At 46.4% G+C, this 13079-nt stretch carries 13 protein-coding genes; all 13 read right to left on the bottom strand.

What is annotated here, in order from left to right:
- Positions 1 to 41: 41 nt before the first annotated feature.
- Positions 42 to 2258, bottom strand: coding sequence for a precorrin-6y C5,15-methyltransferase (decarboxylating) subunit CbiE (gene cbiE, locus KQI22_RS08915; RefSeq protein WP_216551730.1), 2217 nt, complete (start codon positions 2256 to 2258; stop codon positions 42 to 44).
- Complete coding sequence (gene cobJ, locus KQI22_RS08910) at positions 2255 to 2971, bottom strand: precorrin-3B C(17)-methyltransferase (protein ID WP_216551778.1); 717 nt, start codon at positions 2969 to 2971, stop codon at positions 2255 to 2257. The genes cbiE and cobJ overlap by 4 nt, the downstream gene beginning before the upstream one ends.
- Before the next feature lie 553 nt (positions 2972 to 3524).
- Positions 3525 to 4580, bottom strand: a complete 1056-nt coding sequence (locus KQI22_RS08905; RefSeq protein WP_216551729.1) for a cobalt-precorrin 5A hydrolase — start codon at positions 4578 to 4580, stop codon at positions 3525 to 3527.
- 41 nt (positions 4581 to 4621) lie between these two features.
- Entirely contained in the window at positions 4622 to 5386 is a 765-nt protein-coding gene (cobM, locus tag KQI22_RS08900) for a precorrin-4 C(11)-methyltransferase (protein WP_216551728.1), read from the bottom strand.
- Between the two features lies 1 nt (position 5387).
- A complete protein-coding gene (gene cbiD / locus KQI22_RS08895; protein WP_216551777.1) occupies positions 5388 to 6548 on the bottom strand; it encodes a cobalt-precorrin-5B (C(1))-methyltransferase CbiD in 1161 nt (386 codons plus the stop codon).
- A 53-nt stretch (positions 6549 to 6601) separates the two neighbouring features.
- The gene (locus KQI22_RS08890; protein ID WP_216551727.1) at positions 6602 to 7252 is read right to left on the bottom strand and encodes a precorrin-8X methylmutase; all 651 of its coding nucleotides are present in this window, start codon (positions 7250 to 7252) and stop codon (positions 6602 to 6604) included.
- Between the two features lie 4 nt (positions 7253 to 7256).
- Positions 7257 to 8357 carry a pyridoxal phosphate-dependent aminotransferase gene (locus KQI22_RS08885; protein ID WP_216551726.1) on the bottom strand — a complete coding sequence of 367 codons (1101 nt, stop codon included), beginning with the start codon at positions 8355 to 8357 and terminating at the stop codon, positions 7257 to 7259.
- A gap of 111 nt (positions 8358 to 8468) precedes the next feature.
- Positions 8469 to 9440: an adenosylcobinamide-phosphate synthase CbiB gene (gene cbiB / locus KQI22_RS08880; protein WP_216551725.1), complete on the bottom strand. Its 972-nt coding sequence runs from the start codon at positions 9438 to 9440 to the stop codon at positions 8469 to 8471.
- Positions 9437 to 10042, bottom strand: coding sequence for a histidine phosphatase family protein (locus tag KQI22_RS08875; protein ID WP_216551724.1), 606 nt, complete (start codon positions 10040 to 10042; stop codon positions 9437 to 9439). The genes cbiB and KQI22_RS08875 overlap by 4 nt, the downstream gene beginning before the upstream one ends.
- Positions 10043 to 10060: 18 nt before the next feature.
- A complete protein-coding gene (locus KQI22_RS08870; RefSeq protein WP_216551723.1) occupies positions 10061 to 10456 on the bottom strand; it encodes a bifunctional adenosylcobinamide kinase/adenosylcobinamide-phosphate guanylyltransferase in 396 nt (131 codons plus the stop codon).
- A gap of 158 nt (positions 10457 to 10614) precedes the next feature.
- A complete protein-coding gene (locus KQI22_RS08865; RefSeq protein WP_216551722.1) occupies positions 10615 to 11346 on the bottom strand; it encodes an adenosylcobinamide-GDP ribazoletransferase in 732 nt (243 codons plus the stop codon).
- Positions 11347 to 11389: 43 nt separating this feature from the next.
- The gene (locus KQI22_RS08860; protein ID WP_216551721.1) at positions 11390 to 12022 is read right to left on the bottom strand and encodes a bifunctional adenosylcobinamide kinase/adenosylcobinamide-phosphate guanylyltransferase; all 633 of its coding nucleotides are present in this window, start codon (positions 12020 to 12022) and stop codon (positions 11390 to 11392) included.
- Positions 12003 to 13049 carry a nicotinate-nucleotide--dimethylbenzimidazole phosphoribosyltransferase gene (gene cobT / locus KQI22_RS08855; protein WP_253293578.1) on the bottom strand — a complete coding sequence of 349 codons (1047 nt, stop codon included), beginning with the start codon at positions 13047 to 13049 and terminating at the stop codon, positions 12003 to 12005. The genes KQI22_RS08860 and cobT overlap by 20 nt, the downstream gene beginning before the upstream one ends.
- Positions 13050 to 13079 lie beyond the last annotated feature (30 nt).

The raw sequence follows: 13079 nt of genomic DNA, 5'->3' as shown, positions 1-13079 counted from the left end.
TTTCTCATATTACATGATACCTGCGTCTTTTTGATATCCTACTATGATATCTTCCCAAAGGTAAATGCATATATATATACCGGATTTGCTGCCTGCAGCATATGATAGCTGCCAAGCTGTTTTGTTTTCGTTACCGAGAGCTGTAGAATTTCCACCTGCTCAACCGGCAGTTCTTTTAACAGTTCCTGCATCTGACCGATTGTTTCCATGCTGACTGCATTGACAACGATCCGCATATGGTTGTTTTTTCGATATAATGTCCACAGGATTTCCCGCAACTTTCCCTTGCTGCCTCCAATAAAAGCATGTGTCGCCACAGGCAGTTCTTCCAGTCCGTCCGGTGCTTTTGTCTTGATACAGTTTACATTATGTAAACCGAACTGCCTGCAGTTTTCTTCCAGCAGAGAAACTGCTTCCGCATTTACCTCCATGGCATATACCTGCACGCGCGGCGACAATGCTGCGATCTCCACCGATACAGAACCTGTTCCGCTTCCGATATCATATACAACCGCATCCTCTGTCAAATGTAATTTGCATATAGAAACCGCCCGGACTTCCTCCTTCGTCATCGGAACCTGTCCCCGGATAAACGCATCATCCGGATAGCCCGGTGTCAGCCTGCGCTTCTTTGGCTGCTCATTGATAAGCATACCAACATACAGACCTACTTTCCACTTATCCTGCAGACCGTCTTGCAAACGATTCTGTAGATCATCTTGCAAATTATTCTTCCAATCCTCGTTTATGAGTTTACATAATTCTTCTATCGTCAGGCATCCGACCCACTCCTGCGGATAAGAAAGCTGATAACCCAAATATATTTTTAAGTATTTCCATTCTTCTTTCGCAAATTCATTTTTCAACAGATTGCCGATTTCCTTTATATCTTCTTCCCCGGATGTCAGGAAAAAGGTCTTTTTTTCATACTTTGCTGCGTCCAGCAATCTACTCTTCCACAAAGCGGGCTCCACGCCATGCGTAGATAAGATCTTTGCATCCTGCCAACTGATCCCTGTTCGGGCAGATAGCATGGAAAGCGAAGAAATCCCCGGTAGTACTTCTACCTTTTCCAGTTTACATAAATCATTATATAGTTTTTCACATCCACTGTAAAATCCCGTATCCCCGGAAAACAAAATCACGATTTTTGCACTGTTTTCCTGTGTATTTTCAATTACAGGAATGATATCTTTCGATAAATAACAGTTGTATGTTTTTACATTCTGTTTACATAAGTTCCTTATACTGTCTATCATGCGTTTGGCACCAAACACATAATCCGCTTCTGCGATCCGATTTCTAACTTCCTCTGTCAGAAGAGCCTCTGCGCCCATACCAATGCCTGCCAGCGTGATCTGCAGATTTCGTTGCTGCTTCTGTCCTTCTTGCGTCTTTTGATTTAGTGGACATGTCATGTTTTCCAGCCTTCTGATCTGCTCCAGCACCTCGTCCATATCCATAACAGGTGTTTTTTCATTTGGTCTGAGAATGATATAGCTTGGAATCTGCGCCTCATCTGCAGCGGCAAGTTTGGTATCCGCACCGCCGGTTTTTCCGCTTTCCTTTGTCACCAGAACAGCAGCCTGATATTGTCTGATCATGGCAAGATTCATTTCTTTGGAAAACGGTCCCTGCATGGCAATGATCTGCCTGCCCTCCAGTCCGTTTCTGACGCACTCCTGCAAGCTTTCCATTCCCGGAAGCACACGCACGATCAGTCGTTTTCTGATAGCTTCCTCTTGGCAAAAAACAGAAAGTTCTTTGCTTCCCGTTGTCAGAAAGATCGTACCTTCCGTTTTCTTTAATGCTTCCATACAGGCGGCTGTATTTTGAAAATATTTCCTTGCCATGTGATTCTGTTCTCCTGCCTGTCGTTCTCCTGCCTGTCGTTCTTCTGCCTGTCGTTCTTCTGCCTGTCGTTCTCCTTCTTCCTCGGGAATGCTTTCTCTCCCCAGCCTGAAATACGGCATATCCAGCCCCTTCAGGCTTTCCCGGATATTCACAGATACCTCTGTCGCAAATGGATGTGTAGCATCCACCACTGCCAGATACTGCTCATTTTCGCACTTTTGGTGCATCTGTTCTGCCGTCATTCTGCCCTGCATAATGTGAATATATGGAGTAGCCTCCTCGTCCATGATCTGTCTGCCATATTCCGTTGCCACACTGACATCACAGAAAATGCCTTCCCCGGCAAGCTCCTGCGCCAATTCTCTTCCTTCTGTTGTGCCCGCATAGATCAAAATTCTTTTCATATCTGATACCCTCGCCCTGTTACCAGCTTATCTTTCATGATAACAGACTTAGAATTTCCAATAAATACCGTAGTAAACATATTGACCGGCGTTTCGCGCAGTTGTCCGAGCGTCAGCACATGCGCCTTAGTTCCGTCTCTTCCTATATTTTCCACATAACCACAGGCTCTGTCCGGTGATGCGCCAGCAGTTAACATAATATCACATGCCCGTTTGAGATGATCTTTGCGCTTATGGCTGGACGGATTATAAATAGCGATCGCAAAATCGCCCTGCACAGCCGCTATCAGGCGTTTCTCGATCTGCTCCCACGGTGTCAGCAGATCACTTAAGCTGATCACACAATAGTCGTGATTAAGTGGTGCCCCAAGAACCGCAGCTCCGCTGTTTGCGGCTGTAATCCCTGGTAGCACGACAAGCTCCGTCTGCTGATATGCCTTGTTTTCCTGCTGCAGTTCATACATTGGCGCTGCCATTCCATACACGCCCGCATCTCCGCTGCACACCATAGATACCGTTTTTCCCTCTCCTGCAAGTGAAAAACAGATCCTGCAACGTTCGATCTCCTGCCGCATCGGTGTCGTCACAAATTCCTTTCCCGGATAAAATGCTCTGAGCAGCTCCACGTAAACTGTATAGCCTACGATCACATCACTTGCTTCCAAAGCATCTTTTGCCTGCTGTGTCATCATTTCCTGACTGCCCGGCCCCATTCCGATGATGTAGATGAGTGATTTTTCTTCTGTGTTTGTTTTCTCTTGTATTATCGCTCTTTCATCTGGTTTTATTGCCTTCGCTTCTGCTTTTAATTTGTTTTTTTTCACTTTCGTGTTGTCTTCTTCTACTTCGGCTTCTATTTTTACATGATCTGTCATTGTTGTGACCCTCTTCATACCATTTCTTGCTTTTCTGTTCTTTTGGACGAACCAGATTTATCTTTCTATTTGCAATTTCATACTTTTTCGTACTTTTTATTACTTTAGGATGATTTTTCTCTCTATTTTTATCTCATTCCTTTTGATCTGATGCCGGCTTTATTCCTTTTTTTCACCCAATATTGTAGGTTTGCATTATTTAGGATGAATTTCCATTTCTTCCTCTCTCTCAGTTTCATACTTTTTCCCTTTATTTGCTCATTTTAGAGGAAGTATATCCCATTGGTATCTATATGCTTCATACACTTTCTCATTTTTCTGTTGTTTTGGGCGAATATTATTGAAAATATAAAGAAATATGCGTTTTCTTTCAAAAGAAATATCCTTTTTCTCAAGACATTCTCCACAATAAGCTATCCTGGCAGGACATAAAATCCAGCTTTTCCGGGATTCTCTCTGCTATCGCAAGCGTCATACCGTCTTCCGCTATTTTTCTTTGCAAAAGCTGTCCCTTTCCAAGGCAGACTGCTGCCCTCTCACATACGCTTCCGACTCCCGTTGTTTCTTTTACAAAATCAGATTCAGAAAATGTTCCTTCTACCTGCGAAAGCACTTCACTGCTATATGTGATAAGCGGTACACCATAATACTGCGCCAGCTCCTGCAGCCCTACTTCTTCCGCTTTTAAATCTATGCTTGCAATCGCATAACAATTTTGAAGCTGCTCTGCTGTTACATGACGCTGCACAAAACTTCTCAATTCTGCCAGACTTTTCCCTTTTTTGCAGCCTATCCCCAGCACATAAGGCTTTACTGTCAGATACAACGCCTGTGTACTACCTGCCATTCCATTTTTCTTTCGGAAAATTACAAGATCAGGATCTAAATCAGATCTTTTTCCCTTGTCATATAAGACAAGCCCCTCCGGCAGTTCGACTTCCTTTATCTGAAATGGGAAAGCCTTGTCTAACTGCACAGACACCTGCTGCCCACGCAGCAGCTTATCGGAAATATACCGGATGCCTTCCCTGTTTGCAATGCGAAGTCCGTTCTCTTTTGCAAATACATCAACCGCAAATATGTGATTCACATCTGTCGCCGTTGTCAGCACCGGTTCTGCTCCTATCGCTTCTGCCAGCCTGCAGGCAAGCTCATTTGCCCCGCCAATGTGCCCTGACAGGATCGGAATGATATGCCTGCCCTTTTCATCCATCACAAGCACCGGACTGTCTGTCAGCTTATCCTGCACAAAAGGTGCTATCGCCCGAACCGCGATCCCGCAGGCACCAATAAACAGGATGGGCTGATGATCTGCAAACGCTTCCCCTGTCCATTCCTGAAGCGGCTCATCTTCCCGCCATTTCAGATGAAGAGATGGCATTTTTTCTGTTAATTGTTCCGCAGACTGTCTTCCCTGCTCTGTAAATACACAAACTCTGATTACCATATTACTTTCCCATTCTCATCTATGTTTGATCGGATTCTTCCCTATCTATCAACTCGTCTTTTTCTGAATTCCGTTTCAAAATCAGGTGCATATAAACGTGATTTTTCATAGCCTGCATATGCGATCACATCCCCCACCAGAACGATCGCCGTTTTGGTGATACCATGCTCTGCTGCAGTCTGTGCTAACTTTTCGATCGTAGTCACATAACACGCTTCTTCCGGCCACGTTGCCTTATATACAAGTGCTGCAGGAGTTTCCGCCGGATAACCACCCTCAATCAATCTTTTGGAAAGTTCTTCCAGCATTCCCGTGCTTAAATAGATCGCCATACTTGCCTGATGTGCAGCAAAACTTTCTATACTTTCCTTTGGTGGCACCTTTGTCTTTCCTTCCATCCGGGTGATGATCAGCGACTGTGAAATACCGGGCAGTGTATACTCCAGATTCAGCGACGAAGCTGCTCCAAAGCAGGCACTTACCCCCGGACAACTTTCATAAGCAATCCCTCTTTCATCCAGAATATCCATCTGTTCCCGTACTGCACCATATATACTTGGCTCGCCTGTATGCAGTCTGACCACCACTTTTTCTTCTTTCTGTGCATGCTCCATGACTGCGATCACTTCATCCAGCGTCATATAGGCACTGTTGTGTATTTCACAATCCTCTTTCGCATATGTCAAAAGCTCTGGATTGACAAGTGATCCTGCATAGATGATCACATCTGCTTTTTCCAGTAGATTTTTACCACGTACCGTGATCAGATCTGCCGCTCCGCTGCCTGCTCCTACAAAATAAACCATTTCAGTTTCCTCTTTCTACCATCCATCCGTTTCCGTTCTTCATCAAAGCCTTCAGCATAGCCTCTGCGCCATTGCTCTCGGCTAACAATCCATATCCATTCGCATACATCATACACTCGATCTGCAGCCTGCCTGCTGCCCGTTTTTGCAGATAAAACATGATCTTCTCCATCAGTATCTGCATGGTATCCTGCAGATTGCCGCCTTCCTGCAAAATACGGATACCTTCCTCTGTCGTAACTGCCTCCAGAATCTCCAGTGCCTGCCTTTTACTGCCGCCGCTTTTCAATGCCGCTGCTGCAAGCAGCTCCATTCTGCAATCCCCCTCTTTGGAATGGGTATTCATAATGCCGCCGGATACTTTTACCAGCTTACCGATATGGCCTGTTAAAAGCATACCACAAAATCCGGTTTCCGCCGCCATATCGATCGTATTTCCAATAAAATTCGAGCATTTCACGCTTCTATCCAGATCGTAAGCAAAGGCTTCCTTCATAAAATCAAGTCCATAGTTACCCGGTGTTACCGCTATCATCTGCTGTCCCATTGCCTGTTTCTGCCTGAGCTCGACCTGTATCGTATCAAGCAGTGCCTGACTGCTCATCGGTTCCACGATCCCGCTTGTTCCCAGAATGGAAATACCGCCCGTGATACCCAGTCTCGGATTAAAGGTCTTTTTGGCAATTTCTTCCCCTTCCGGTACAGAAATGGTTACCTGCAGCTTTCCTGTATAACCGCAAAGCTCACACATCTTTTGTACTTCTTTTGCCATCATTTCCCGTGGCACATGATTGATTGCTGCTTCTCCGACCGGCTGATCCAGCCCCGGTTTTGTCACTCTGCCGACACCCTTTCCACCGCATATGATGATCTGCTGCTCTGCATCTGTCTTATCTTTCTGCTTGCTTTCTTTTTGCAGGAAGGCAACTTCTGCGACAATATGCGCGCCTGTCGTAATATCCGGATCATCTCCGCCATCTTTTACGATTGCACAGGCTGCGCTGTTCTCATTTATACTTATGTCAACCAATTTGGCTGTATAAGAAATTCCTTTTGGCGTCAGGATCGTCATCACTTCCTTCTTTCTGCCTGTCAGAAGCATATAACACGCCGCTGCTGCCGCTGCCGCCGCGCAGCTTCCCGTCGTAAAGCCATATCGCATCATGCCGCCTCCCTTCTATTATTCCATCACATCTTGCCAGTCTGTCTTACTTTCTATCTTTCCTTTGATCTGCCCCGCAGCCCATATAAGAGCCCGTTGCAGATGGCGGCGGCAATATTGCTGCCTCCCTTTCTGCCACGATTAACAATATAAGGGACATCCGTTTCCATGATCAACTCTTTTGCAGCCACCACATTCACAAAACCAACCGGAACACCGATCACAAATGCCGGTTTGAAGATACCCTCCTGTATCATTTCATATAGAGAGATCAATGCTGTTGGTGCATTCCCAATTGCAAAAATAACAGGCTTCTCCAGCTTTGCAGCACGTTCCATACTGACTGTAGCACGCGTCACCCCTCTTGCCTTCGCCTCCTGTGCCACATCCTCCTCTGCCATAAAGCAATGCACCTGCCCGCCGAGCTCTGCCAGCACCTTTTTGTTGATTCCCGCTTTCGCCATATTCGTATCCGTCACAATATCCGCGCCGCTTTGCAAAAGTGCTCTGGCTGTTTCAATCGCATTTTCCGAATATGTCATAGTGTCTGCATACTCAAAATCCGCACTTGTATGGATCACACGCATTGTGATGGGTGCTTCCTCTTCCTTTATTGTAATATGCCTCGCTGCAAGTTCTTCTGCAATGATGGCAAAACTTCTTTTCTCAATATCTCCGGGCTTTACAAACTCGATCTCTTTCATTCTGTTATTCTCCCGCCTGTTTTAATATCTCCGCTATTGCTTCAAGCAGCACCTGATTTTCCTTGGGTAACTTGACTGCCACTCTGTAATATCCATCCGTAAGTCCCGGGTAATCACTGCAATCCCGGATCAGAATCTGCTTCCTGCTTAATTTCTCTTTTAAGTCAGCTCCTGCATCCCCCTCACGCAGCCCCATGTTTTCTTGTTTGCTGCTTTGGTTTACATAAAACATAATATAATTTGCATCTGACGGATATACCATGCAGCCCAGCTTTCTCAATTCCCGGCTCATACGGTTGCGTTCTGACTCGATCAGTCCGCATGCCTTCTCCAGATACTGCATATCCGCAAGTGCTGCCACGCCTGCAGCCTGCGCAAGTGTTGATACGTTCCATTCAGGTAACTGCTGTTGGATCCTGCTTAAAATTGTCTGCTGTCCGACCAGATATCCCAATCTGATGCCCGGCATAGCAAACGTTTTTGTAAAAGCACGCAGGATCAGCAGATTTTCATAGTTGTCTATCTCCCGCAGCATGGAATACTGTGCAGCCTGCCCGGTCAGCTCCATGAAACATTCATCCAGCACAAGATACGTGCCTGTCTCTCCGCAGACAGCTAACACCTTTCTGATATGATCCGGTTCTGTCAGTTTTCCTGTGGGATTGTTTGGCGTTGTCAGAAACAAAAGCTCCGGTTTTTCTTCCCGGATCCTTGTCTCCAGTTTTCTGCCATATTCCTCTGTAAAAGCAAAGCCCTCTGCTTCCGATAGTGGAACGTGGATCACTTCTGTTCCAACTGCCTGCAAAGCCGTCTCATACCCAGAAAAACAAGGGGCTGACAGCAGTGCCTTTTGCGGGCGCAGCATCTGACATACTGCCAAGATCAGTTCGCTTGCCCCATTTCCACACAGGATCTGCTCCGGTCTGATCCCCAGACGGTCTGCAAGCTGCATGCGCAGCTTCTGACACTGCAGATCAGGATATTGCATAGCAAGACCACGGCTGTTATCAAGTACCTGCTGTACAGCCGCAGGCAATCCAAGCGGATTTATGTTGACCGAAAAATCATATGTTACCTGCTGCCGATAAATATCTCCACCGTGCATTTCTGTCTCCTTTCCGGATTCTTGATCCTTTTCCTTCTACTGTTCAGTTCTTCTACTGCTCAGCTCTTATACTGCTCAGCCCTACAGAGTCTGCTACCTGATGACAACTGATCATATGATCAGATTCCAAACAGCCCACACCATCATCATGCATAGCAGACAGGAAAATGCTGTCATATACAGTAGTTTATTGGCGCGCCGGATATCCTCCGGTTCGATTTTTCTTCCGTCGTCCCCAATATAGGGCTTTTCCACTAACTTTCCAAAATAATAGGAAGGGCCTGCCAGCCGAAGTCCAAGTGCACCTGCACAGGCCGCCTCTGTCTGCGCAGAATTGGGACTTGCATGATTTCTTCTGTCCCGCAGATAAATTCTTTTCGCGTCTTTTGTACTATAGTCCTTTCCAAGCAGGCTGCATGACAGGATCATCAGCCATGCACTGATCCGGGAAGGAAAATAGTTCAGCACATCATCCAGCTTCGCCGCACATCTGCCAAAATCGAGATATTTATCATTTTTATACCCGATCATGGAATCCATTGTATTGACAGACTTATAAAAAAATCCTGCCACAGGACCACCGATCGCCAGATACAACATCGGCGCGATCACACCGTCTGATGCATTTTCCGCAACTGTTTCTACTGCCGCCCGTGTTACCCCTGCCTCATCCAGCGTTTGTGTATCTCTGCCAACGATCATGGAAACCGCATATCTGGCTTCCTCTATTGTACCATGTATCAATGCCGTATAAACCTTTCCGCTCTCTACCCGCAGACATTTCAGTGCCAGAAGCTGATAGGTCATAACTGCTTCTGCCAGACAGCCCAGATAAGGGTGCAGATGGTAAGCACCGCGTAATATAACTGCAGAAACAAGCACTGTTAAAAAACAGACTGTTACCACCAGTACTGCTCCTTTTCTTCTTTTTACCACACCTGTATCTGTTTGCTGCAGCAAACTATTTTGCAGTCTGTCGATCAAATGCCCGATCAGCCGGATGGGATGCGGCAGCCAGTGCGGATCTCCGCATAAAAGATCCAATATAAATCCTGCTAAAAAAGCAATGATGTGATACTTCATGGTTCTATTCTCCTCACCGCCTGTATTTTCCCTGCTCCTTCATAGCAAAATGCATAGCCTGCCAGATTCGATACCTGATATGCAAAATAATCATCCTGCAGCAGACTGGAAATAATTGCCATAATACTGCCTCCATGCACCACTGCCGCAAGCTGTCTGCAGTTTCCCTGCCATGCCTGCTCTGTCATCTGCCGAAATCCATCCATGGTACGTCTGATAAAACATGCCCTGTCTTCTCCCTCCGGGAACGGCAGTCTGCCACCGCTGTCTATCCATGCCTGATATGCAGGATCCGGCGATAATTCCCTGTAATTTTTTCCTTCAAACCGTCCGAAATCCATTTCACGCAGTTTGTCTATCACAACCTGTTCCTGTCCCGGGAACAGCAGCTCTGCGGTCTGTCTGCATCGCAACATCGGACTGACAAACAGCTTCTGCGGTCTGGCAAAATTTTCCTGCTTCAGCCGCTTTTGCAGACTGCTGACCTTCTGTATTCTTTCGGTATCTTCCATAAGCAATGGCTCATCTGTTTTTCCAATATATCGTTTTTCCAGATTTCCCTGTGTCTGCCCATGTCTGAGCAGCAAAATCTCAAGCTGCATTTCTTCTCCCCGGTCTTCTCAGACACCTTTGATACACTGTCCAAGCCCGCATAAAATGCGGACTACAGTTTCTGCCCGCTCTGCAAGCTCTGTCAATATCCTTCCTGTTACCTCACGGTAATCCCGCTCCGTCTTTTCAATCGGAACAATACCGTTTCCGATCTCATCGCAGATAAAACAAATTTTCTCATACCTCTGGTCGATATCCAGAAGCTCTGCCAGAATTTCAGGCTGTGTTTTTCCTTCTGCCAGCTCCGCTGCAATAATCCGGTGTAAATGATTGCAGATCACGGTCTGCCCGGTACATACAGCTAACTGCTGCCAGTTATTTTCATCATAGATCTGCGCCTCGGGATACTTTTTTCTGACATATGTCAGCTTTCCCTGCGCATACCCTCCAATATATACTTCCATCTGTCTTTCCCTATTTGTTCTTTCTTATCTGTTTCTGTTCCTTATATTTCTTCCTATTTACTTTCTCGTTATCTATATCCTTTTATTTTCCTTCTCCGTCTATCCCTCGTTTTCTTATGTATAACAACGATTCCATGACTCATTCACAAAATAACATTCTACACAAGAGATAACACACCAAGACCGATCACTACCGCAAGCTCCGAAGTTGTGACAAAGTAACCTGCCAGATCTCCTGTGATTCCTCCAAACTGCTTATTGCTCATCCATCTATAATAAAGGAAGCTGCCAAGAAGACAGCCAAGGGCAACCAGTCCATACCAGCCTGTCAAACTAAGCAGTGCCACGTTTCCTATCAAAAGCTGCACAGCCAGCACAACTGCCACACATTTTTTATCTGCTGTCAGGGCTGAAGTCTGCAGCATACCATCATGGGCACTTTTCCATAATACCACACTCAGCCCGCTGAGACACCGTGATAAAAAGAAGGAAAAAGCAAATGCCAGGATTGCCTTTGGCTCACTGATCACAGATAAAAAGCCCATTCCCAGCAAAAGTGCAGTCAGCAATGAAAGCACAGCAAACGCCCCAATATGCGGATCCTTCAAAATCTCCCGTTTCTTCTCCATACTCTGATACGAATGCAGCGCATCACAGGTATCCAGAAAACCGTCTACATGAAATCCCCCTGTTACAAGCAAAGGGATCGCTGCCATCACACAAAGTGTCAAAAACGGCGTCTGCCACGGGCAGCTCATCTGATACCATACAGCTTCCAGAACACCGATCAATGCGCCGATCCACGGAAAGAAACAGAGATGATATTTCATATCCTCCGACTTCCAGACAAACCGCGGCATCGGAATTTTGGAATACATCGAAAAAGCCACTGCTATTGATTTAACCCATATCTTGAATTGTTTCATTTTCAGCCTATTCCCTATCCTTTGCTTTCCAGCAGACAGCCTGTCCTGCCACAACCTCATAAACCGTATCCGCCTGCTCTGCCAGCCATATATTGATCATTCCCAGTGCTTCTATATAAGCGATCGTTTCAGGCGCATAGTTTTCATAAGCTGCATAGCCGCGCAGCCCATTGATGTACGGATTGCATTTTCCGTCCTCAAATACATTATTGGTCACAATGATACTATATCCGGCAGTCTCAAACAACTTCCGCAGATGCTGTCTGATCTTTTGGATCACAAGCTCCTGCTGTATTGTTCCGTTTTCCGTAAACATCTCATTTGCTACCAGATTTGACATACATTCCAGCAAAACAACCGCATCTGCCGGCTGGTAGATCTTACCGATACAAGCTGCGATATCCGTCGGATATTCCAGCGTTTCAAAACCTTTTCCCTGTCGCAGCTTCCGGTGACGCATGACACGCTTTCTGCCTTCAGCCCCGTATATCTGCATAGTTGCCAGATAGTAACGATTTTCCGCCTCTTGCTCTAAGACAAGATTTTCTGCAAACGCACTTTTTCCGCTTCCACTTCCACCGGTTATCAATACAATATGTCTTTTCCCCGTAAAATCTGTCCTATTCCGTATATCGCTCATATTGCCCTACTCCTGCTGCTTCAAAGGAATTGCAGCTCTGATATACCAGTGCTGCCTGCTTTAAAAGTGTCAGCATCATGACAGCCCCGGTTCCTTCGCCTACTGCCATTTTAGCATCGATCACAGGATCCAGCCGCAGCTTTTCACTGATCTTTTCCGCCGCAGGCTCTTTGCTTTTATGCGATGGGATCAGAAAGTCCCTGACATTTGGCAAAAGCCGCTCCGCCGTCAGTGCTGCCACCAGACTGATCACACCATCCAGCACAATTGGCATATGATACACGGCTCCGCCAATGATCGCACCTGTCATAGCTGCTATATCCAGACCACCTACCGTCTGTAAGATGGTAAGCGTATCTGCTTCCTGCAGCCCATGCTGCAAGAGCGCCTGCTTTATCACTTCTTTTTTATGCGTTAGCCCCTGCTCATCCAGTCCTGCCCCTTTGCCAGTCACTGTATCTGCACTAAGTCCCAGCATGGCTGCTGCCATTGCTGCGCTTGTTGTCGTATTACCGATCCCCATCTCACCGATCCCTAGAATCTGATACCCCTTCTGCTTCCACGCAAGCACCAGATCCATTCCTGTCTGCATCGCCTGGTATACCTCTGCCTCGGTCATCGCAGGTTCCTGCAGGAAATTACGTGTTCCCTTCCTGACACAGACCGGCAGAACTGCATCTGATACGGTATTTGCGATTCCGACGTTCACGGCTGTTACATCTGCCCGGATCATAGCTGCCATCACACCGACCGCTGTCTTTCCTGCTGCAATATTCTCCGCACAAATGGCAGTTACCTCCTGTCCGGACTGACTGACATGTTCTTCTACGATCCCATTATCCGCACAGAAAACCAGGATCGCACTCTTTTCAAACGTCGGATCGATCCTGCCCTGTATCGCCCCGACCTTCGCTGTCAGGTCTTCAAATCTGCCCATACTGTCCAGCGGTTTTGCTACCTTATCCCAGTTTTGACGGATCCGGTCATACAAATCCCTGTCGTAAGTCCCGGATAACCCCTGTTTCATTATTTCCTTGATATCTTTGCTTCCATTTAT

The sequence above is a fragment of the Kineothrix sp. MSJ-39 genome (genome assembly GCF_018917935.1).
Classification (GTDB): domain Bacteria; phylum Bacillota; class Clostridia; order Lachnospirales; family Lachnospiraceae; genus CAG-194.
Note: the sequence above shows the minus strand (reverse complement) of the source record. Positions and strands in the feature narration are given on the sequence as shown.

Bases quoted from the DNA above. Each gene is read 5' to 3' on its own strand.
- cbiE (WP_216551730.1), bottom strand. From the start codon at position 2,258: ATGAAAAGAATTTTGATCTATGCGGGCACAACAGAAGGAAGAGAATTG.
- cobJ (WP_216551778.1), bottom strand. From the start codon at position 2,971: ATGGGGCCGGGCAGTCAGGAAATGATGACACAGCAGGCAAAAGATGCT.
- KQI22_RS08905 (WP_216551729.1), bottom strand. From the start codon at position 4,580: ATGGTAATCAGAGTTTGTGTATTTACAGAGCAGGGAAGACAGTCTGCG.
- cobM (WP_216551728.1), bottom strand. From the start codon at position 5,386: ATGGTTTATTTTGTAGGAGCAGGCAGCGGAGCGGCAGATCTGATCACG.
- cbiD (WP_216551777.1), bottom strand. From the start codon at position 6,548: ATGCGATATGGCTTTACGACGGGAAGCTGCGCGGCGGCAGCGGCAGCA.
- KQI22_RS08890 (WP_216551727.1), bottom strand. From the start codon at position 7,252: ATGAAAGAGATCGAGTTTGTAAAGCCCGGAGATATTGAGAAAAGAAGT.
- KQI22_RS08885 (WP_216551726.1), bottom strand. From the start codon at position 8,357: ATGCACGGTGGAGATATTTATCGGCAGCAGGTAACATATGATTTTTCG.
- cbiB (WP_216551725.1), bottom strand. From the start codon at position 9,440: ATGAAGTATCACATCATTGCTTTTTTAGCAGGATTTATATTGGATCTT.
- KQI22_RS08875 (WP_216551724.1), bottom strand. From the start codon at position 10,042: ATGCAGCTTGAGATTTTGCTGCTCAGACATGGGCAGACACAGGGAAAT.
- KQI22_RS08870 (WP_216551723.1), bottom strand. From the start codon at position 10,456: ATGGAAGTATATATTGGAGGGTATGCGCAGGGAAAGCTGACATATGTC.
- KQI22_RS08860 (WP_216551721.1), bottom strand. From the start codon at position 12,022: ATGAGCGATATACGGAATAGGACAGATTTTACGGGGAAAAGACATATT.
- cobT (WP_253293578.1), bottom strand. From the start codon at position 13,049: ATGAAACAGGGGTTATCCGGGACTTACGACAGGGATTTGTATGACCGG.